The 18,993-nt window shown below is 68.4% G+C and carries 21 protein-coding genes and 1 tRNA gene; 13 read left to right on the forward strand and 9 right to left on the reverse strand.

The genetic code is table 11. The annotated features are described in order from the left end of the window. Positions 1-59: 59 nt before the first annotated feature. Together BLR21_RS19425 and BLR21_RS41680 are read left to right on the forward strand one after the other, a co-directional pair. Complete coding sequence (locus tag BLR21_RS19425; RefSeq protein ID WP_090007246.1) at positions 60-1,280, forward strand: acetyl-CoA C-acetyltransferase; 1,221 nt, start codon at positions 60-62, stop codon at positions 1,278-1,280. A gap of 163 nt (positions 1,281-1,443) precedes the next feature. Continuing rightward, positions 1,444-1,653, forward strand: a complete 210-nt coding sequence (locus BLR21_RS41680; RefSeq protein WP_143027773.1) for a hypothetical protein — start codon at positions 1,444-1,446, stop codon at positions 1,651-1,653. Here BLR21_RS41680 and BLR21_RS19430 read toward each other — a convergent pair. Together BLR21_RS19430 and BLR21_RS19435 are read right to left on the reverse strand one after the other, a co-directional pair. Continuing rightward, positions 1,650-2,060: a GNAT family N-acetyltransferase gene (locus tag BLR21_RS19430; RefSeq protein ID WP_256334795.1), complete on the reverse strand. Its 411-nt coding sequence runs from the start codon at positions 2,058-2,060 to the stop codon at positions 1,650-1,652. The genes BLR21_RS41680 and BLR21_RS19430 overlap by 4 nt on opposite strands. A gap of 92 nt (positions 2,061-2,152) precedes the next feature. Further along, positions 2,153-2,959 (reverse strand): Bax inhibitor-1/YccA family protein, encoded by an 807-nt coding sequence (locus tag BLR21_RS19435; RefSeq protein WP_090007247.1) that lies wholly within the window; start codon positions 2,957-2,959, stop codon positions 2,153-2,155. 319 nt (positions 2,960-3,278) lie between these two features. On the opposite strand from BLR21_RS19435, the gene BLR21_RS19440 reads away from it, so the two are divergent. The 3 genes from BLR21_RS19440 (at position 3,279) to BLR21_RS19450 (ending at position 6,575) form a co-directional block, all read left to right on the forward strand. Next, positions 3,279-4,667 (forward strand): MSCRAMM family protein, encoded by a 1,389-nt coding sequence (locus BLR21_RS19440; RefSeq protein ID WP_090007248.1) that lies wholly within the window; start codon positions 3,279-3,281, stop codon positions 4,665-4,667. After that, the gene (locus tag BLR21_RS19445; RefSeq protein ID WP_090007249.1) at positions 4,652-5,356 is read left to right on the forward strand and encodes a class F sortase; all 705 of its coding nucleotides are present in this window, start codon (positions 4,652-4,654) and stop codon (positions 5,354-5,356) included. Before BLR21_RS19440 ends, BLR21_RS19445 begins: the two co-directional genes overlap by 16 nt. Before the next feature lie 70 nt (positions 5,357-5,426). Further along, positions 5,427-6,575: a polysaccharide deacetylase family protein gene (locus BLR21_RS19450; RefSeq protein ID WP_256334796.1), complete on the forward strand. Its 1,149-nt coding sequence runs from the start codon at positions 5,427-5,429 to the stop codon at positions 6,573-6,575. Here BLR21_RS19450 and BLR21_RS19455 read toward each other — a convergent pair. After that, the gene (locus BLR21_RS19455) at positions 6,572-7,606 is read right to left on the reverse strand and encodes a PQQ-dependent sugar dehydrogenase (RefSeq protein ID WP_090007251.1); all 1,035 of its coding nucleotides are present in this window, start codon (positions 7,604-7,606) and stop codon (positions 6,572-6,574) included. The two genes, BLR21_RS19450 and BLR21_RS19455, sit on opposite strands and share 4 nt — an antisense overlap. Before the next feature lie 291 nt (positions 7,607-7,897). Here BLR21_RS19455 and pqqA point away from each other — a divergent pair, with 291 nt between their 5' ends. The 6 genes from pqqA to BLR21_RS19485 all read left to right on the forward strand — a co-directional run bounded on the left by pqqA (position 7,898) and on the right by BLR21_RS19485 (position 12,179). Continuing rightward, the gene (gene pqqA / locus BLR21_RS41685; RefSeq protein WP_143027774.1) at positions 7,898-8,020 is read left to right on the forward strand and encodes a pyrroloquinoline quinone precursor peptide PqqA; all 123 of its coding nucleotides are present in this window, start codon (positions 7,898-7,900) and stop codon (positions 8,018-8,020) included. 77 nt (positions 8,021-8,097) lie between these two features. Next, a complete protein-coding gene (gene pqqC, locus BLR21_RS19465; RefSeq protein ID WP_090007253.1) occupies positions 8,098-8,793 on the forward strand; it encodes a pyrroloquinoline-quinone synthase PqqC in 696 nt (231 codons plus the stop codon). After that, positions 8,790-9,068, forward strand: a complete 279-nt coding sequence (gene pqqD / locus BLR21_RS19470; RefSeq protein WP_090007254.1) for a pyrroloquinoline quinone biosynthesis peptide chaperone PqqD — start codon at positions 8,790-8,792, stop codon at positions 9,066-9,068. Before pqqC ends, pqqD begins: the two co-directional genes overlap by 4 nt. Beyond that, positions 9,061-10,140, forward strand: coding sequence for a pyrroloquinoline quinone biosynthesis protein PqqE (gene pqqE, locus BLR21_RS19475; protein ID WP_090007255.1), 1,080 nt, complete (start codon positions 9,061-9,063; stop codon positions 10,138-10,140). The genes pqqD and pqqE overlap by 8 nt, the downstream gene beginning before the upstream one ends. Continuing rightward, positions 10,137-11,012 carry a pyrroloquinoline quinone biosynthesis protein PqqB gene (pqqB, locus tag BLR21_RS19480; RefSeq protein WP_090007256.1) on the forward strand — a complete coding sequence of 292 codons (876 nt, stop codon included), beginning with the start codon at positions 10,137-10,139 and terminating at the stop codon, positions 11,010-11,012. Before pqqE ends, pqqB begins: the two co-directional genes overlap by 4 nt. An 18-nt stretch (positions 11,013-11,030) precedes the next feature. Continuing rightward, positions 11,031-12,179: a PucR family transcriptional regulator gene (locus BLR21_RS19485; protein ID WP_090007257.1), complete on the forward strand. Its 1,149-nt coding sequence runs from the start codon at positions 11,031-11,033 to the stop codon at positions 12,177-12,179. Here the strand turns inward: BLR21_RS19485 and BLR21_RS19490 are convergent. Continuing rightward, positions 12,133-12,978 (reverse strand): SGNH/GDSL hydrolase family protein, encoded by an 846-nt coding sequence (locus BLR21_RS19490; protein WP_176929701.1) that lies wholly within the window; start codon positions 12,976-12,978, stop codon positions 12,133-12,135. The two genes, BLR21_RS19485 and BLR21_RS19490, sit on opposite strands and share 47 nt — an antisense overlap. Before the next feature lie 117 nt (positions 12,979-13,095). On the opposite strand from BLR21_RS19490, the gene BLR21_RS19495 reads away from it, so the two are divergent. Both BLR21_RS19495 and BLR21_RS19500 read left to right on the forward strand, forming a co-directional pair. Next, positions 13,096-13,836, forward strand: coding sequence for an inositol monophosphatase family protein (locus BLR21_RS19495; protein ID WP_218130908.1), 741 nt, complete (start codon positions 13,096-13,098; stop codon positions 13,834-13,836). Further along, complete coding sequence (locus BLR21_RS19500) at positions 13,833-14,516, forward strand: SDR family NAD(P)-dependent oxidoreductase (RefSeq protein WP_090007259.1); 684 nt, start codon at positions 13,833-13,835, stop codon at positions 14,514-14,516. Before BLR21_RS19495 ends, BLR21_RS19500 begins: the two co-directional genes overlap by 4 nt. Before the next feature lie 8 nt (positions 14,517-14,524). Here the strand turns inward: BLR21_RS19500 and BLR21_RS19505 are convergent, their stop codons facing one another. The 5 genes from BLR21_RS19505 to BLR21_RS19520 all read right to left on the reverse strand — a co-directional run bounded on the left by BLR21_RS19505 (position 14,525) and on the right by BLR21_RS19520 (position 18,868). Next, entirely contained in the window at positions 14,525-15,625 is a 1,101-nt protein-coding gene (locus BLR21_RS19505; RefSeq protein WP_090007260.1) for an MrcB family domain-containing protein, read from the reverse strand. Between the two features lie 300 nt (positions 15,626-15,925). After that, positions 15,926-16,002: transfer RNA gene (locus tag BLR21_RS19510), tRNA-Leu, on the reverse strand. Positions 16,003-16,120: 118 nt separating this feature from the next. Next, on the reverse strand, positions 16,121-17,224 hold the full coding sequence (locus BLR21_RS19515; protein ID WP_256334797.1) for an ATP-grasp domain-containing protein: 1,104 nt from the start codon (positions 17,222-17,224) through the stop codon (positions 16,121-16,123). Beyond that, positions 17,221-17,343 (reverse strand): hypothetical protein, encoded by a 123-nt coding sequence (locus BLR21_RS43840; RefSeq protein ID WP_256238980.1) that lies wholly within the window; start codon positions 17,341-17,343, stop codon positions 17,221-17,223. Before BLR21_RS43840 ends, BLR21_RS19515 begins: the two co-directional genes overlap by 4 nt. A gap of 199 nt (positions 17,344-17,542) precedes the next feature. Further along, entirely contained in the window at positions 17,543-18,868 is a 1,326-nt protein-coding gene (locus tag BLR21_RS19520) for an NAD(P)/FAD-dependent oxidoreductase (RefSeq protein ID WP_090007262.1), read from the reverse strand. Between the last annotated feature and the right edge of the window lie 125 nt (positions 18,869-18,993).

Below are 18,993 nucleotides of genomic sequence, written 5' to 3' on the forward strand. Positions count from 1 at the left end.
GGTGAGCGGGCGTTAACTAGGCTCGGCGGCAACCTTGACTCTCAACGAGGAGTTTCGTGATGCCTGAGGCCGTGATCGTCTCCGCCGCCCGCTCCCCCATCGGCCGTGCGGGCAAGGGCTCGCTGAAGGACGTTCGGCCCGACGACCTGGTGGCGCGGATGATTCGCGCGGCACTGGACAAGGTGCCGCAGCTCGACCCCGCGCAGATCGACGACCTGATGCTCGGCTGCGGCCTGCCCGGCGGCGAGCAGGGCTTCAACATGGCGCGCATCGTCTCCGTGCTCCTGGGCTACGACAACCTGCCCGGCACGACGGTGACCCGTTACTGCGCTTCCTCCCTCCAGACGACGCGCATGGCCCTGCACGCCATCAAGGCGGGCGAGGGCGACGTGTTCATCAGCGCCGGCGTCGAGACCGTGTCGCGGTTCGCCAAGGGCAGCTCCGACTCGTGGCCGGACACGCACAACCCGCTGTTCGGCGAGGCCGAGGCGCGCACCGCCTCCGTCGCCCAGACCGGCGCTGCGGAGTGGGTGGACCCGCGTTCGCTCGACGTCGTGCCGGACGTCTACGTCCCGATGGGCCAGACCGCCGAGAACCTGGCTCTACTCAAGGGCATCTCGCGCCAGGAGATGGACGAGTTCGGCGTCCGCTCGCAGAACCTCGCCGAAAAGGCCATCGCCGACGGCTTCTGGGCCCGCGAGATCACGCCGGTCACGCTGCCCGACGGCACCGTGGTCTCGTCCGACGACGGCCCGCGCGCCGGCGTCACCTACGAGGCCGTGTCCCAGCTCAAGCCCGTCTTCCGCCCCGACGGCCGCATCAACGCCGGCAACTGCTGCGCGTTGAACGACGGCGCCGCGGCGCTGGTGGTCATGTCCGACACCAAGGCCCGCGAACTCGGCATCACGCCGCTGGCCCGGATCGTGTCGACCGGCGTCTCCGGCCTGTCCCCCGAGATCATGGGCCTCGGCCCGGTCGAGGCCTCGAAGCGCGCGCTGGCGCTGGCGGGCCTGTCGGTCTCCGACATCGACCTCGTGGAGATCAACGAGGCGTTCGCCGCCCAGGTCATCCCGTCCTACCAGGACCTCGGCATCGACCTCGACCGGCTGAACGTGAACGGCGGCGCCATCGCGGTCGGCCACCCGTTCGGCATGACGGGCGCGCGCATCACCACGACCTTGATCAATTCGCTGCAGTTCCACGACAAGCAGTTCGGTCTGGAAACGATGTGCGTGGGCGGCGGCCAGGGCATGGCGATGGTCATCGAGCGCCTGAGCTGAGCTTTCGCTCAAGATCTGCAAATTGAAGCTTGCAAGTGGCTCCGTATCACCCGAACGGAGCTACTTGCATGCCCCCTTTCTGCCGATGAGATGAATCGTCGCGCAATGGCGTCATCAGGCGAGGGGAAGTCCGTCCCCACTCACGAGCAAGGAGGGGTCGGACATGCCCTACGTGTGGTGGCAAAGCGAATACGACCTGCAATGTCATGCTTTCCCTCTCGATCAAGCCAACGGTTCGCGCAGCTTTTATGAGGCTGTCTGCGAACATTCGGTGCCCGACGAACGGGTGTCGCGCGCGCAGGCGGGCGCCCTCTGCATGGACTGCCTGATCAAGGTGGGCACCGAACTGCCGGACGTGCGCTGGCGGGCTTAGCGCCGCCACATCCCGATCGAGCTCGGTGCGCTCTCCACGAAGCCATGTCGTGCGTAGAGACGACGGCCGGGCGGATCGGCGAGCAGACTGACCTGAGCGCCTGGAGAGGATTCACGGATCCTCTCCAGCAGCGCGGTCATGATCGCGTCGCCGATGCCTTTGCGTTGATGCCGCGGCAGCACCGCCATGTCGATGATGACGAAGTACCAACCGCCGTCACCGAGCACGCGGCCCATGCCTGCGGTTTCACCTGATTCCACGTGAATGACACTGGCGGCGGCCCATGCGCCGTTGATGCCGTTCTCGGCTTCTTCCCTGGTGCGCGCGCTCAGCCCGGATTCCTTGCGCAGGCGCAGGTAGTCGTCGACTGACGGCGGTTGCATGACGAGCCGGTATGCGGAGTCCACGCATTCCCCCTGAAGTTGAGTTCTCCGAACTTCCCCGCAACGCCGAAGGGGCGCCCCGCCGCAGCGGAACGCCCCTCCAGCACACCCGGACGTCAGTCCGAGTTGAAGTACGACAGCAGGCGCAGGATCTCGGTGTACAGCCACACCAGGGTGACCGTGAGACCGAACGCGATCTGCCACGCGAACTTGGCCGGCACGCCGGCGCGGATCGCCTGGTCGGCGGCGTCGAAGTCGATCAGGAAGCTGAACGCCGCGAGGCCGATGCAGACGAGGCTGAAGATGATCGCGAGCGTGCCGCCCGAGCGGATGCCGAGGCCGCCGGTCGTGAAGAAGCTCATGATCAGGTTGAAGAGCATGAGGACGCCGACGCCGATGAGCGCGCCGGTGATCCACTTGGTGAACTTGGGCGTGACGCGGATCGCGCCCGTCTTGTAGACGACGAGCATGCCGAAGAACACGCCGAGCGTGCCGATGATGGCCTGGCCGATCATCACGACGCCCTGACCCGGGTTACCGGTCATGCGGTCGACCATGTTGCCGATGATCCCGCTGAACGCGCCGAGGAAGACACCTTCGACGGCGGCGTAGGCGATGACGAGCGGCGGGCTCGGCATGCGCTTGAACATGATGACAAGCGCGAGCACGAGGCCGATGATCGCGGCCGGGAACAGCAGGAACCACGCCTGCATGAGGTAGGTGACGACCGCGGTCGCTGCCACCACGGCGAGCGTGACGCCGGTCTTGGTGACGACGTCGTCGATCGTCATCGGCCGCTCGCTGGTCAGCGGCGGCGGGGCCTGCTGGTAGCCAGCCTGCTCTGGCTGGCCGAAGCCTGCGTAGCCTCCGTACCCGCCGCCGGTCGGCAGGTTACGGAAGGCCGGGTTGCTGCTCGAGCGCACCTGATCCTCCTGTGGCGTTGCTTTACGCCGTCACTGGGTTCAACGAGCACGCTCGGTGCCATGTTCCCCATCGGTAAAGGCGACTTTACCCCCGACGACGATCACACGTGTGCAAATACTGCGCCAACTCCAGAGCGTTATACGACTACGGCGTGTCGCGGCGTGTCCCACCCGAAGTGAGTAAGCCCCGTCACATTCCGATCACGTTCACACCCAGAGTAGCGAGAGACTTCCCCCTCGTGGCGGTTGTCCCCGGTGTGGGGGACCGACAAGCTCGCACGCGGGACATTCCGCAGGTCAGAGGGGATCAAGATCCATAATGGGCTGGAAACGTCTGGCCGCCGTGGCGATGGTTTCGGGGCTCGCGCTCCTGACCGTTCCCGCGACGGCGACAGCTGAAGGCGTCAAGGGCATCGGCCACAACGCGTCAGGGCTCCAGCCCAACGCCACACCGGGTAGCGAGTGGCACGGGTCATACATCTGGCAGGACCGGCAGGTGTGGTGCGTGCAGTACGCGCTGCCCGCGCCGGACAGCGGTGTCGGCTACCGCGAGGGTGACGAGCTGCTGACCAAGGCCGGCAAGAAGCTCGACGCCGGCATCGCGGCGAACATCTCCTACCTGCTGCTGCGCTACTCCACGACCAAGTCGCCGGAGGAGGCCGCCGCACTCGCGCACCTGCTGCACAGCTGGACGTCGGTGCCCGACGGCGACGTGCGGCTCGACACGACCGACCCGAAGTTCCTCGCCTACGACGCGCCCTTCTACGCCGCGCGGCTCGCTCCGCCGGTCATGGACGCGGTCGCGCGCCTGAAGGCCGACGCCGAGGCCAACCGCGGTCCGTGGACGCTCAGCGCCACCGCGCCGAAGGAACCGCTGATCATCGGCGCCGAGTCGACCTGGACGCTCGCGCTGGTCAAGGCCAACGACAAGGGCGTCACGAACGCGCCCATCACCTTCACCCTGACCGACGCCACGCTGCCGGACGGCAAGACCAGCGGCACGGCCACCACGGGTGCCGACGGCCAGCCGGCGACCGTGAAGATCGTCGCGACCGGTCCGAAGCCGTCGATCGCGGCCGTCGCGGACTCCCCCGCCGACCGGCCCGTCGTGCACTTCCCGATCCAGACGGCGAACATGCAGCGCATGGTCACCACCGGCGGCGAGAAGAAGCTGAACGCCGCCGCGAACGGCCAGGCCAGGACCGCTCCCGGAGCCGTGAGGATCACGAAGATCGACTCCGAGACGAAGAAGGCCATCCCGGGCGTCGCGCTGCGCGTCACCGCCAAGGACCAGACGACGGCGGCGAAGAAGCAGGACGACACCGACCTGGTCGGCACGGACGGCAAGCCGCTGGTGCTGCAGACCGGTCCCGACGGCACGGTCGAGGTGCCGGACCTGCGCACGCCGCAGGAGATCTGCCTCGTCGAGGTGACCGCTCCCAAGGGCTATGAGGAGTTCTTCGACCCGAAGGCGCCGCCGTCCGCGTGCGGCACGCTCGCGGCGGGTCAGACGCTCGCGCTCGAACTGGTGAACAAGCCGAACAAACCGGTCGTGCCGAGCACGATCCCCGCCGGCGCGGACGGCCAGACGCCGGTCGCCACCGCCTCGTTCGACATGGAGCTGCGTCCCGGACTGATGCTGGCGGCGGGTGGCCTGGTGCTGCTCGGCGCGGCGCTGGCAGGCTTCCTGGTGTGGCGCAGGCAGTGAGTCCCAAGGCTTTTCTGACCGGTGTGCTGGTGGCGGGTGTGGCCGCCGCCAGCGTGCTGGTCACCACGTCCGAGACCGTGGTCCTCCCCGGACGCGCGGTCGCGGACGAGATCCCGGTGGTGGGACCGGGGCCGGTCGCGGACAGCCTGAGCACCGGCCGCGGTCCCGACCTCACCGGGTTGATCGGCGGCGCGAACACGGCCAACGCCAGGCCCGCCGACCCCACCCAGCAACAGCCCGCGCCGCCCAAGGCCGGTCCGGGCTCGGTCCGGCTGCCCGCGGGCGGTTCGGCGACGCTGGTGCGCAGGGAGGTCAAGGACGGCGTGCTGCCGGTGCCCGACGGCATCGGCGAGGCGACCTGGTGGGGCACCGAGCTCGCGGGCGCCGAGGGTGCGACGGTGCTGGCCGGGCACGTCGACTGGAAGGGCGCGAAGGGCCCGTTCGCGGAGCTGTGGCAGGCGCAGAACGGCCGTGAGGTCGTGATCGCCGACAGCGCGGGCAAGGAGTTCAGGTTCCGCATCAGGCAGATCGAGACCATCCGGAAGGAGGAGCTCCCGGCACGCGCCGTCGAGTTCTTCGGCCCTCGCGGGCCGCACCGGCTGGTGCTGGTCACCTGTGGCGGCACGTGGGTCGGCGGTCAGCAGGGGTACGAGGCGAACCGAGTGGTCATCGCCGAACCCGTTCAGTGACCAATCGCGCACTTCGCGCAACCCGTTCGGGTAACCAGTCGTCTCCTAAGGTGTGAAACGGTGGGGATGGTTGACCACGGGCCTTGCTCTGGGACTGGTTCTGGCACTGGTGATGACGCTGGGGTCGCACGAGGGCCCGGCGAACCAGGCGGACACCGGCCCGTTGCCGATGGCACCGCGGCTGCCCGCTCCCAAGGACGCGGGTCCGACGCCGGCGGTCCCGGCGCCCACACCCGAGCAGGTCCAGAAGCAGCCGTGGATGCACAAGCTGACGCCGGGTGAGAAGCCGCCGCAGTTCGTGCTCTTCTCGTTCGACGGCGCGGTGTCGAAGCAGCACTGGGACAAGGTCCTGCCGATCGCGAAGGCCAAGAACGCGCACGTGACGGGTCTGCTGTCCGGCGTCTACATGCTGGCGGACCCGGACAAGAACCAGTACCAGCCGCCGGCGGGCCTCAAACGCGGCCTGTCCGACATCTCGTTCGGCGGCACCCGGCAGGACGTCGCGACCCGGATCGGTTACCTGAACCAGGTGATCGCCGACGGCCACGAGATCGGCACGCACTACAACGGCCACTTCTGCACCAGCGGCAGCCAGCCCTCGGTCGACAAGTGGGACACCGCGGCCTGGAACGCCGAACTCGCCCAGTTCAAGCAGATCGTCGACAAGGCGCGCGCCGCCGGACTCAACCTGCCCGCCGACGCCGTCCGGGGTGGACGGACGCCGTGCCTGGAAGGCGACTGGGACCAGGCTTTCCCGGCGATGGCCGCGAACGGGCTCGTCTACGACACCAGCAAGGTCGCGCTCGGCGTGCAGTGGCCGACCGTCCAGAACGGACTGTACGAGTTCCCGATGCCCGAGGTGCGCGTTCCCGCGCTGGGCAAGCAGGTCGTCATGATGGACTTCAACCTCTGGTACTCGCTCAACCAGGCGAAGGACGAACCCTCGCGCGCCGCGGACTTCGCCCAGATCGTCCTCGACACCTACAAGTCGGTGCACCAGGCCGCGTTGAACGGCAACCGCGCGCCGATCGTCGTCGGCAACCACTTCAACGAGTGGAACGGCAACGCGTTCTCGACGGCGATGGAGCAGTTCATGGAGTTCGTGTGCGACAAGCCGGAGACGGTGTGCGCCACCTACACCGAGGTGATCCAGTGGATGCAGCTGCAGGATCCGGCGGTGCTGGACCAGCTCCGCCGGATGCCCGCTGCCCGCAACTAGCCGTCGGTGGAGATGATCCGGTCGTCGTTCGCGCCCGGTGAGCCGTTGGCGTCCTGGTTCGACGTGCCCAGCCACAGCGTGCCGTCCGGCGCCGGAGCCACCGCGCGCACGCGGCCGTAGCTCGTGAACACCGCCTGCGGGGTGCCGAGCGTGGTGCCGCTCACCGGGATCTTCCACACGCGCCTGCCGGTGACGGCGCCGACGTACAGGGCGTTCTTGTAGAAGGCGATGCCGGTCGGACCGGCCTGGCTGGTGGACCACGTCTTGACCGGGTTGGTCATGCCCGGGGTGTTGCAGTTGCCTTCACACGTCGGCCAGCCGTAGTTCTTGCCGGCCTCGATCCGGTTGATCTCGTCGGTCCTGTTGTTGCCGAACTCGGTGGCGTACGCGGTGTTGCCGATCCACGTGATGCCCTGGACGTTGCGGTGACCGATCGAGTAGACGACGCTGCCGGCGCGAGGGTTGCCGGCAGCGGGCTTGCCCGTCGCGTCGAAGCGCAGGACCTTGCCGCCCAGCGAGTTCCAGTTCTGTGCGGTGCCGGTGTTCTGGCCGTCACCCGTGGTGGCCCACAGGAAGCCGTCCGGACCCCACTCGAGCCCGCCGCCGTTGTGGTAGCGGTTCTTGGGGATCCCGGTGACGATCGGCTGCGGTGTGCCACCGAGCTGGAGCTTGGCGACGCGGTTGTCGCTCGCCGTCGAGTAGTAGATGAAGACCGAGTTGTCGGTCGCGAAGCTCTTCGACACGGCGAGGCCGAGCAGTCCGCCCTCACCGCCGGTCGTCTGGGCCTGTTCCACCGTGTCCAGCTCGGTGACGGTGGTGCCCTTGATCTTCTTGATCTTCCTGGTGTCCCGCTCGGTGAAGATGCCGCTGCCGTCCGGCAGGAACTCGATGTCCCACGGGATGTCCAGCTTCGTGGCGAGTGTCCGTTCGGCGAGGACTGAGGGATCGTCCTGTGCCGATACGGGCATCGCGCAGAGGGTCGCGGCCATGGCAGTGCAGGCTGCCGCTGCTGCGATACGACGAGCACGCATGTGTGCTCTCCTTCGGGTCCGCTCGTGAGGGTCTGCGGCGGCGGCCTTGCAGGGCGTGTTTACGCAATCACAGATCGCACGCACCCGCAACAGTCGTCGGAGGTCCCGGTATTCCCAGCCGCCGGGCGAGTGAAACGGGACGGCATCGCTCCGATGACTTCAGGTCACTTTCTGTACGGTCTAGACCGTGGATGCCCTGACCACCTACCGTTGGGACGCCGCCGCGCCCCCAACGGAAAGCGCTTGCAGGCCCACTCGGGCATGCGGGCCGGACACCCGAGGAGTTGCGCCATGAACGTTGCCGTCACCACCGCCGAGACGAAGCTGCCCGAGGTCAGGCGCGAGTGGGTCAAGCCCGACTTCCGCGACTTCGAGACGCCGATGGAGGTCACCGCCTACGCGGCCCGCAGCTGACGTCAGGCATTGCGCCGGGGTTCCTGGCAGCCTGCCCGGAACCCCGGCCCCGCGCGTTCCCGGAGGAGTTCTCGCCCATGTCTGCCGTCGCCCCCGCGGAGTTCGTCGCCGAGCTGCGCGCCCTCGCACCCCGGTACTGGGACAGCCACCCGTTCCACCTGCGCATGCACGCCGGCCGGTTGAGCAAGCACGAGCTGCAGGCGTGGGCCGCGAACCGCTGGTACTACCAGCGTTGCATCGCGCAGAAGGACGCCGCGATCCTCTCCAACTGCCCGTCGCCGGAAATTCGGCGCCAGTGGCGGGAGCGGATCGTCTGGCACGACGGCACCCGGCCGGGCGAGGGCGGCGCGGAGAACTGGATCCGCCTCGCGGAGGCCGTCGGGCTGACGCGGGAGGAGGTGCTCGACGAACGTCACGTACTGCCCGGCACGCGCTTCGCCGTCGACGCCTACGTGAACTTCGCGCGCACCCAACCGTGGGTGATCGGGATCGCTTCCGGTCTCACCGAGATGTTCTCGGGTGCGTTGATGCGCAAGCGTTTGGCGGCGTTGCGGGAGCAGTACCCGTGGATCGCCGAGGAAGGCTTCGCCTACTTCACCGACCGGATCCAGGCGGTCGCCGGTGAAGGACAGGCCACTTTGGACATCGTGGTCGAGCATTCGGTCACCCGCGAGCAGCAGCTGGCTGCGGTGGCCGCGCTGTCGTTCAAGTGCGACGTGCTGCGGGCCGTGCTCGACGCCGTCGACTACTACTCCGGCAAGGGCAGGCCGTGACACCGGCCGTCGCGCTGGACACCGTGCCGCGGATCCGGCGCGGTGTGAAGTGCACCTACGACCAGATCCGTTCCGCGCACGTGGTGCTGTTCCCCGAAGGTGTGCTGGTGCTGAACGAGACCGCGGCTTCCGTTGTGGCGCTTTGTGACGGCGTTCGATCCGTCGGCGACATCGCCGTGGTGCTGGCCGACGAGTACGACGGCGTCGAGCCCGGGGACATCGCTTCGCTGGTAGCCCGCATGGTCGAACGAAGGGTGGTGGATGTCGATGGCTGAGGCGCCTTTCGGCCTGCTGGCCGAGCTGACGCACCGGTGCCCGTTGCAGTGCGGCTACTGCTCGAACCCGCTGGAGCTGGTCCGCCGCGACGCCGAGCTGTCGACCGAGGACTGGCGGCGCGTGTTCGACCAGGCCCGCGCCCTGGGTGCGTTGCAGATCCACCTGTCCGGCGGCGAACCGTTGCGGCGGCCCGATCTGCCCGAGCTCGTGGCGCACGCGAACAGCCTCGGCTGCTACGTCAACCTGGTCACGTCGGGGGTCGGTCTCTCGCGCGACCGGATGCGTTCGCTGGCCTCCGTGGGTGTCGACCACGTGCAGCTTTCCCTGCAGGACGCGACTCGTGCCGGAAACGACAGGATCGCGGGCATCAAGGCGTTCGACCGGAAGGTGGAGGCTGCTGCTTTTGTGCTCGACGAGGGCTTGCCGCTGACGGTCAACACCGTGCTGCACCGGCAGAACCTCGACAACATCGCCGGCATCATCGCGATGGCGGAGCAGATGGGTGCCGAGCGCCTGGAGCTCGCCAACACCCAGTACTACGGCTGGGCGCTGCGCAACCGCGCGGTGCTGCTGCCGACCCGTGCCCAGCTCGCGGTCGCCGACCCGATCGTGGCCGCGGCACAGGACCGTCTGCGCGGCCGGATGGAGATCGTCTACGTCATCGCGGACTACCACGAGGCCCACCCCAAACCCTGCATGTACGGGTGGGGCGCACGGCAGCTGACGGTGGCACCGAACGGCGACGTGCTCCCCTGCCCCGCCGCCACGGTGATCTCGTCGCTGGAGATCGAGAACGTGCGCGACTCCTCGTTGCACGAGATCTGGCACCACTCGCCGTCGTTCAACGCCTTCCGCGGCTTCGAGTGGATGCAGGACCCGTGCCGCTCGTGCCCGCGCAAGGAGATCGACTTCGGCGGGTGCCGCTGCCAGGCGTTCCAGCTGACGGGCGACGCCGCCGCGACCGATCCCGTCTGTTCCCTGTCGCCCGCGCGGTCCACTGTGGACTTGATCCTGGAGACCGAGATGGCGCCGTCCGAGGTACCCGCGATGGCGATGAGGAAGATGCGGTGAAGGCGGTCCTGCTCGGCACCACGGCAGGCGGCGGCTTCCCGCAGTGGAACTGCGCGTGCCCCCTGTGCGTGCGCGCTCGTTCCGGCGAGTTGCCCTCGCGGTCCCAGGACTGCCTGGCGATCAGCGGCAACGGCACCGATTGGTGGCTGGTCAACGCCTCCTCGGACATCCGGACGCAGATCGCCTCGTGTTCGTTGTTGAACCCTGGCCCTGGAGCCCGCGAGACCCCGTTGCGCGGTGCTCTGTTCACGGACGCCGAGCTCGACCACACGCTGGGGCTTCTGACGTTGCGGGGCGGCGCGGGCCTGACGGTGTGGGCGCCGGGCTCGGTCCTGCACGCGTTGAAGGACCAGTTCGACCTGCGCACCGTGATCGACGGCTACGCACCGGTGGCGTGGCGTCAGGTCGACCAGCCTTTCGACCTGGGTGGCCTGCGAGTCTCGGCGATCCCGATCAGCGGCAAGCGGCCGAAGTACGCCCGTTCGTCCACTATGGACGGCCCTTGGGTGGTCGCCTACCGCTTCGAGGATCCCGTTTCCGGTGGCGTACTGGTCTACGCGCCCTGCCTGGCGTCGTGGCCCGCCGGCTTCGACGAGGTGGTGGCCGGGGCCGACTGCCTGCTGCTCGACGGCACCTTCTACGCGGCCTCGGAGATGGGTTCGGCGACCGGCAGCTCGTCCGGACAGGCCGCGATGGGCCACCTGCCGATCACGGCGAGCCTGCCCGAGCTGCGGCGGTTTCCGGGGGTGCGGCGGATCTACACGCACCTCAACAACACCAACCCCGTGCTAGACCCGTCGTCGCCGGAGTCGGCCAAGTTGCGCGAGGCCGGGGTCGAGGTGCCGTTGGACGGCACGGTGATCGAGCTGTAGATCGGCCACAATCACCGGATGTCCTTCATCATCGGCGGCCGGCCGCTGGCGGCACGGCTCGTCACCGAGATGCCGTCGTTCGTGCGGCAGGTGATCGCGTCGCTGGTGGAGCGCGTGCCCGCGTACGCCCAGCTGCCCGCGGAAGAGCTCGCCGGCGACATCTACCGCGTCACCGAGCACGCCCTGCGCGCCTTCGCGGCCGTGCTGGCCACCGGTGAGCTGCCCACCGCCGACGAGCTGCGGTTCCTGCGCGAGTCGGCGGCGCGGCGGGCCGAGGAGGGCGTGCCGATCGACGTGGTGCTCACGGCCTACCACGTGGGCGTCCAGGTCGTGTGGGAGAGGCTGGTGCCCGAGGCGCGTCCCGAGGAGATCGCGGACGTGCTCGCGCTGAACGCGTTGGCGCTGCGGTACCTGCAGCTCGTGACACCCGTGGTGAGCGCCGGTTACCTCGACGAGCGCCAGACGATGTTCGACGACGAACGCTCCGCGCGCGCCACGTTGCTGACCGGCCTGCTGGCGGGAACCGCCGAGGCGCCAGGACCTTTCGTGGTGCTCGCCCTGGACGTGCCTCCGCATCCCGACGAGCTGCTGGCCGGCGTGGACGCGGCGGTCGCGTCCCGGCGCAAGCTACGCCGGCTGCGGACCGAACTGGAGCGGCACAGCCGGGAGCCGGTGCTGTCGTCGCTCACGCCCGACGGCGGCCTCGCGTTGCTGCCCGGCGAGGACCTGCCGCTGGAACGGATCGTGGCGGACGCGGCGCGGGCGTCCGGGGTGCCGTTGACGGTGGCGGCGGTCGCGGCCCCTCCCTCCGGGGTCGCGGCCGCCGCTGTACTGGCGCGCGAGGTGCTTCTCGTGGCGCGCGGATCAGGACCGGGCCTGTACCGGCTCACCGACGTCCTGCTGGAATACCAGCTTTCCCGGCCGAGCGCCGCCTTGGAGCCGTTGGCGGCCATCGTCGCGCCGCTGACCGACGAACTGGTGCAGACGCTGGAGGTCTACCTGCGACGTGGTTCGCGCAGACCGGCCGCCTCGGAACTGCACGTGCACCCGAACACCGTGGACTACCGGCTGCGGCGCGTAGCGGAACTGACCGGGCTCGACCCAACCCGGATCGAGCACGTCACGCTGCTGACAGCTGCCCTGGCCGCGCGGCGCGCGCGACCGTAGCCCCGAACGCCGCCATGCCCGCCGCGTTGGGGTGCAGTGGCGCCGCGATCGTCGTCGGGATCAGCCCCTCCAGATACCGGTCGGCGGGCTTGGCGCAGGTGTCGTGCCCGACGCTGACGGCCGCGAGATCAACGTAGGTAGCACCACGCTTCTCGGCCTCCGCCTTGGCCGTGGCACTGAGCAGGTCGACCGAGCCCTGCAGGTAGTCGGCGTCGCGCGCCCAGATCGGCTGGACCGGGTAGCAGCCACCGGGCCGGATGTAGGTGCCGTAGCCGGTGACGAGGATCTTCGCGTGCGGCGCCCGGCGCTTGACCTCGTCGAGGGCGGCCCCGAACTCGGGCGCCCACTCGCCGATGGCCGCGGCGACCTGGTCACCACCCGCGGTGAGCCGTGCCTTGCACGACAGTCCGACGGGCTCCGGCAGCAGGTTGATGCAGCTCAGCGCGGTCTGCACGAGCCCCACGTCGTTGCCGCCGATCGTGATCGACACCAGGTCCGTGGTGGACTTCAGCGCGTCGTACTGCGGCGCCACGAACCCGAACTGCCGCCCGGCGAAGTCGTCCGTCTTCGCCCCGGAGCACGTGACGTCGGTGAGCTTCGCGTTGAGGATCTTCGCGGCGATCTGCGGATAGTTGTTGTTGCTGCTGCGCAGGCACCACAGCGCCGGGTCCTGGTTCGGAATCAGCGGCCCGGCCGCCGCCGAGTCACCCAACGCCACGTACTCGAGCGTGTCCGCCTGTGCGGTGCTTGTTCCGGCGACCAACATCGCCGCGACAGCCAACCCGGCCACGATTCGCATCCCGATCCTCCAACGTCGTTGTCAGGTCAGCTCATCGTGGTGGCTCAGGTCACTTGTGCGGGTAGGACGTTGCCCAGAGTCATCCGGTCGTGTTTGTGACCGATCACAATGGGCGTCGTGACTCCTCCCGATCTCCTCTCGCTGGCCGCGCAGTCCTGCGTGGACGCCGCCGGTCTGCTGCGCGACATCCACGTCGACGTGTCTTCGAAGGGCACGTTCGACCAGGTCAGCTCCGCTGACGTCGAGGTCGAGGCGTTCCTGCGGTCCGTCCTGGTCGCGGGCGCGCCCGGCTCGGCGGTGGTCGGCGAGGAACTGGGTTCCGCCACCGCTTCCGTGACCTGGTACGTCGACCCGATCGACGGCACGCGGAACTTCGTGCGCGGCCTGCCCCTGTCGTGCATTTCGGTCGCGGCGGCGGTCGACGGCACGCTGGTCGCCGGTTGCGTGCTCGACCCGTTCCGCGACGAACTCTTCACGGCAGCCGTCGGCGTACCTTTTGCCGTTCAGTCGTCCGGCCTGGTGATCACTCCGGGCGTGAGCCCACGACCGTTGGTACTGACCGACATCCCGCTGCCCGGCAGCCCGTACACCGGCGAGATGGAGTTGCTGACCGACCTGCTGGCTCTGGCCGACGTCCGCCGCGTCTACTCGACGGCCCTGTCGCTCGCCTGGGTGGCGGCCGGCCGCGCGGATGCCGCGGCGAACATCGGCGTGTTCCCCTGGGACACGGCCGCCGGCGCGGTACTCGTACGTGAGGCGGGCGGGGAGTTCCGTTCGATCGGCACGAACGCTTTCGCCGCCGGCCGGGGTGAGATCGTCGACTGGCTGGCCGCACGCGTGGAGGGCATCGTCTCGTGATCGATCTCAACGGCAAGGTCGTCCTCGTCACCGGCACTTCCGGCACGATCGGCGCCGGGATCACGCAGCGGTTCACGGCCGCAGGCGCCACGGTGGTCCACCACCGCGGGCTGGACGACGGCGATCTGCGCACATCAGCCGAGCGCGTGGTTCTCCAGGCCTTCGAGCAGCACGGCCGCCTGGACGCGGTCGTCAACAACGCCGGCGTGCAGCCCGTGGAACCGTTGCCCGACATGACGACCGAGCAGTGGCGGTCCGTTGTGGACATCAACCTGACCGGACCGTTCGCCGTGACCCAGGCTGCCGTGGCGTATCTGCCTGTTGGTGGTTCGGTCACACACATCGCGTCGATCGAGGGCACCCACCCGGCACCGGGCCACGCCCATTACGCCGCCTCGAAGGCAGCTCTGATCATGCACGCCCGCGCAGCCGCGTTGGAGTACGGGCCGCGCGGCATCCGCGTGAACACGGTCTCTCCCGGGCTGATCGCGCGTCCGGGCATTGGGCAGCAGTGGCCCGAGGGTGTCGCGCGGTGGCAGGCCGCCGCGCCGTTGGGGCGGTTGGGCACGCCGGAGGACGTCGGCAACGCCTGCGTGTTCCTTGCTTCGGACCTGGCCTCGTGGATCACCGGGCACAACCTCGTGGTCGACGGAGGCGTGACGGCCCGCCCGACCTGGTAGCCCGGCCGTCACTCCCCGACGAGATACCGGTACGACACCGGCGTCAGGTTGGGCACCTTGACCTGCCACGGATGTATGACCCGCAGCGCACCACCTGAAGCCGTCGGCGGCGTGACCGAGTGGTCGAGCACGATGTGGCTGACGATCACCAGCATGTTGTTCGGGTACCTGTCCCGGTGGAGGTCGACCTCGTTCTTGGTCAGGATGATCTCGGAGGCGTCCGTCCACTTCGTCGTGGTGCCCTTGACCTCGACGTAGAGGTGCTCCTCGCCGCGCCGGGCATCGAGGTCGTAGGACTTGGTGGCACCGACGTCCTTGACCGAGAACCCCTCCGCTTCGAGGTACTGCGAGGCCAGGTCGACGGCGCGCCGTTCGATCGCGATCCGCTCCGCGGCGTCGAGCCGAAGCCCCTGCCCCCGCCGAGCCTTTCCCGCTGACCGTTCAGCCTCGACCTCCGCGTCGACGATCTCGGGGGCGGGGTCGCCAGGAGGAAGATCGACGACAGCGAGCTCGTACAACTCGCTGAGGACGGAGCAGAGGAAGACCAGATCGGCGGCGAGCACCTCGTCAGAAGGCAGCTCCTCCAACGAGTACTCGAACGCCACGACGTTCCCGTCCTCGTACGCGCGGCCCAGATTCGACTTGCGCGCCCCAAGCTCGATCTTCTCGACCAAGTCCGGACGCACCAGCAAACTCGCCGCCAACGCGGCCCGCGCCCACCCCGAGCGCTGCCAGAGGTCCTGGCGAGGCCGCGGCTGGAACTCCCCGTTCCGCCACAGGGTCGCCCCCTGCATCAACGACAGGTAGACCCGGTCGCCCCGAGCCCCGAACAGGTAGACGACGTACCAGCCCAACGTCGCGGACGGCGACAGGCTGGCCGAGTGCACGCGAGCCCAAGGAATCTCAGACTTGAGGCCCGCGCCGTCACTGCCCTCGGCGGCCCAGTCGTCGATCTCGTCCGGCACCGCCCGCTCGATGGCGGGCAACTGCGCCCGCAGCCAGTTCGCCACGTCGCGCCGAACCAGCCGGCCACGTTTCTCCATCTCGGGCGTGTTCTTGGAGTGCCACGCGGGCTGCAGCAACAGGACGTCACGGAGAAGCTCACGCATGGGGAGCGGGCCACCACCCTCACGCCGGCGAGAGGCCGACTGTTGGCACGGTCAGTGACCTCAAGATCGCATAGAGCCCCTCCAAGCGTTACGCGACAAGGCGCAGTCGCACATGCCGTACGTCGATCGCTTTCGGCATTCCGCTACAGCTGTGATCACGAACACAAGCGGCGTCGGCGACGCACCGGGGACTTCGGCATCACTTCGGCACTCACCGAACTCGGGCATCACCGCGCGTTACAAGATCATCGCCTAGCCGGGTCTCGCCTGCTCAGGCGATGGTCCGTATGAGGTGAACGATGGTGCCCCCGACGGGATTCGAACCCGTACTGTGATCCTTTTAAGGGACCTGCCTCTACCGATTGGGCTACGGGGGCGCGGTGAGCCTAGGCCTTGATCGTCCGCTTGTGTGAGCGGATGGTGGTTTCTCGCCCGAGCGGCCCAGCGAATTGGACTAGAGCGAGCATCCGGCTAAGCGTCGAACGGTCGCGAACATCAGCGTGCCCTCCCTGCGCCGAGCAGCTCCTTGAAGCGCAGCGCCACCCAGTCGTGCACGGCCGTGGAGACGTTGTTGTCGCCTGCCCTGTGCTCGAACCAGCGCCAGTCGCAGTTGACGTTGATCTCCAGGAACACGTGGTCACCACCGGTCACGAGCAGGTCGAACGCCGCCACCTGGACGCGCCAGTGCCGGGCGAGCGCCAGGAGTTTGTCCGAGAGGGACGCGGGGACCGTGGTGCGCGTGACGCGGACTGCGTCGGGATCCACCCAGAGTTGGGCCGGGTCCAGCTTGTCGACCTGGTAGGCCAGGCACTGCTCGCCCACGACGAACACGCGGAGCTCCGTCTCGGACGGCACGTACTCCTGGACGATCACTGGGGCCGGCTCTGGGGCGTCGGAGGCGCGGGAGGTTTCCAGCGGGCGCGGGAACAGGCCGTGTTGTACGCCTGGGCGTGGTTCCAGGAGGTGTCTGCCCGCCGTTTTGACGATGCAGGCGCCGCCGCCGGGGCGTGTGCGGCCTGGGCGGGTTGTTACGGCCGTGCGCGGCACACGTAGGCCGAAGGCTGACGCGTCGGAAAGCTGCGTCAGGCGGTCCAGGTGCGTCGAGAAGCGCGATGGGTTGACGTGAGCCCAGTCGGAGCGTGAGGACAGCCAGTTGGCCACTGAGGCCCATTGGTCGACGGCGTAGGCGCCGGCGAGGGTTCCTGGTTCTACTGGGACCGCGGAGAGTTCGAAGTGGCGGCGCCAGACCAGCAGGGGGCGCAGGAGCCAGCGGTCCAGTTCGAGCAGGGGCTGGTCGGTGTAGACCGAGAGCGGCAGGTCCACGCAGCGGTCGGCGTCGATTCTCGCCATCCGGATACCGCGCTCGGCCAGGGCGATGGAGAGTTCGTTCATCTCCATGTCGGCGGCGCGGGCCAGCACCAGCACGCAGGGTTGTGGGTTGCCGTCGCCCTCGTCGACCATGCCGAGGCGGTGGACCTGTTCCTGGAAGTCCAGGCACTTGGGCGGGGAGCGGAAGAGGTATTCCTGACCCTGCAGCAGAAGCGGTCTGGCAGCTTCGGACGGGGCACCTGGCACCCGCCCGTCAGCCGACCTGCTCAATCGTCCTTCTTGCTGCGGAAAACTTGCCCCGCCTGCGCGTACTCTGCGGCGTACTGCGCCAACGCGGGGTCCTCGATCTCACCGCGACGAAGCTGTGCGGCCAGCTCCTCGAGAGACATCGGGATCACCTCTCTCCCCACATGGCGAATCACGCATTCAGGTGATGCACCAGCCGTAGTCTCCGAAACACGTAACGCAATGTCAAGACGACCCTCGGAGCTTACTCCGATTGGGGGCTCAAGTTCCGCCCTGAGGTCAGACGAGTGCCCCGAACGAGGAGATCATCCGGGGCACGACGTCACTTACAGACAGTCAACCTCAGCTTTGCACTGCGCGATCGAAGTCCGACTTCGGGTCGTTGATCTGGCCGAGGGCAACGATCTCGCGGCCGTAGAACAGCGCCTGCGTCCAGTCCATCAGCACGCGGAGCTTGCGGTTCACGGTCGGCATGAACATCACGTGGTAGCTGCGGTGCATGAACCACGCGGGCAGGCCCTTGAAGCGCAGGCCGAACACGTCGGCGACGCCCTTGTAGAGGCCGAGGCCCGCGACCGAGCCGAGGTACTTGTGGAAGTAGTCCTTCGGCTGCTGGCCACGCATCTGCGCGACGATGTTCTTCGCGAGCAGCTTCGACTGACGGATGGCGTGCTGCGCGTTCGGCACGCACGTCGCCGTCGGGTCCTCCTCGGTGCGCGAGAGGTCCGGCACCGCGGAGCAGTCACCGGCGGCCCACACGCCTTCGAGGCCCTGGACCTGCATGGCGGCGGTGCACCGGACGCGGCCGCGCTCGTCGAGCGGGAGGTCCGTGTTGCGCAGCACCGGGTTCGCCTTCATGCCGGCGGTCCAGATGATCGTGTCCGAGTCGAACTCGGTGCCGTCGTCGAGGATGACGTGACCGCCCTCGAGCGACTTCACGCGGGTGTCGAGGTAGATCTTCATGCCGCGCTTCTCCAGCGCCTCGACGGTCCACGCGCCGAGCTTGGCGGACACCTCGGGCATGATCCGCCCGGCGGCCTCGACCAGGACCCAGTTCATCTCTTCGGGCTTGATGCCCTCGTAGTAACGAAGCGCATACCGCGTCATGTCCTCGAGCTCGGCGAGCGTCTCGATGCCCGCGAAGCCACCACCGATGACGACGAAGCTGAGCAGCTTCTTGCGCAGGTCCGCGTTGTTCGTGCTCGCTGCCTGGTCCAGGCGCGACAGCACGTGGTTGCGGACGTAGATCGCCTCGCCGATCGTCTTCATGCCGATGCCGACCTCGGCCAGGCCGGGGATCGGGAGCGTGCGTGAGATCGCACCCAGCGCGGAGACGAGCACGTCGTACTCGATCTCCTCGACGTGGCCGTCCGACAGCTCGGCGGTCACGATCTTGCGCGCGTGCTCGATCTTGGTGACGCGGCCGGTGACGACGTGGCAGCGCTTGAGCACCTTGCGCAGTGGAGCGACGACGTGGCGCGGCTCGATCGAGCCGGCCGCCGCCTCAGGCAGGAAGGGCTGGTAGGTCATGTGCGGCTGCGGGTCGATTACCGTCACGGACGCCTCACCGGAGCGCAGTTTCTTCTGCAGTCCGAGAGCCGTGTACATCCCGACGTACCCACCGCCGACAATGACGATCCGAGTGGGGTGCGACTTCACAGCAGCCATACACATATGGTCGCACCAGGACCGCCTTTTTCGCGCGTCCGAAGGGGCCGTTGTGACTACCGTCGCCGGGTGATGCGGGACACGATCGCGGCTGACCTGCGCCTCCGGTCGAACTCGAGCCGTTC

It is taken from the genome of Lentzea albidocapillata subsp. violacea (assembly GCF_900100275.1).
GTDB lineage: Bacteria > Actinomycetota > Actinomycetes > Mycobacteriales > Pseudonocardiaceae > Lentzea > Lentzea violacea.

Excerpts from the sequence above, each read along its gene's own strand:
- BLR21_RS19425 (WP_090007246.1), top strand. The coding sequence starts at position 60 with ATGCCTGAGGCCGTGATCGTCTCCGCCGCCCGCTCCCCCATCGGCCGT.
- BLR21_RS41680 (WP_143027773.1), top strand. The coding sequence starts at position 1,444 with ATGCCCTACGTGTGGTGGCAAAGCGAATACGACCTGCAATGTCATGCT.
- BLR21_RS19440 (WP_090007248.1), top strand. The coding sequence starts at position 3,279 with ATGGGCTGGAAACGTCTGGCCGCCGTGGCGATGGTTTCGGGGCTCGCG.
- BLR21_RS19455 (WP_090007251.1), bottom strand. The coding sequence starts at position 7,606 with ATGCGTGCTCGTCGTATCGCAGCAGCGGCAGCCTGCACTGCCATGGCC.
- pqqA (WP_143027774.1), top strand. The coding sequence starts at position 7,898 with ATGAACGTTGCCGTCACCACCGCCGAGACGAAGCTGCCCGAGGTCAGG.
- pqqC (WP_090007253.1), top strand. The coding sequence starts at position 8,098 with ATGTCTGCCGTCGCCCCCGCGGAGTTCGTCGCCGAGCTGCGCGCCCTC.
- pqqE (WP_090007255.1), top strand. The coding sequence starts at position 9,061 with ATGGCTGAGGCGCCTTTCGGCCTGCTGGCCGAGCTGACGCACCGGTGC.
- BLR21_RS19485 (WP_090007257.1), top strand. The coding sequence starts at position 11,031 with ATGTCCTTCATCATCGGCGGCCGGCCGCTGGCGGCACGGCTCGTCACC.
- BLR21_RS19490 (WP_176929701.1), bottom strand. The coding sequence starts at position 12,978 with ATGCGAATCGTGGCCGGGTTGGCTGTCGCGGCGATGTTGGTCGCCGGA.
- BLR21_RS19505 (WP_090007260.1), bottom strand. The coding sequence starts at position 15,625 with ATGCGTGAGCTTCTCCGTGACGTCCTGTTGCTGCAGCCCGCGTGGCAC.
- BLR21_RS43840 (WP_256238980.1), bottom strand. The coding sequence starts at position 17,343 with ATGTCTCTCGAGGAGCTGGCCGCACAGCTTCGTCGCGGTGAGATCGAG.
- BLR21_RS19520 (WP_090007262.1), bottom strand. The coding sequence starts at position 18,868 with ATGGCTGCTGTGAAGTCGCACCCCACTCGGATCGTCATTGTCGGCGGT.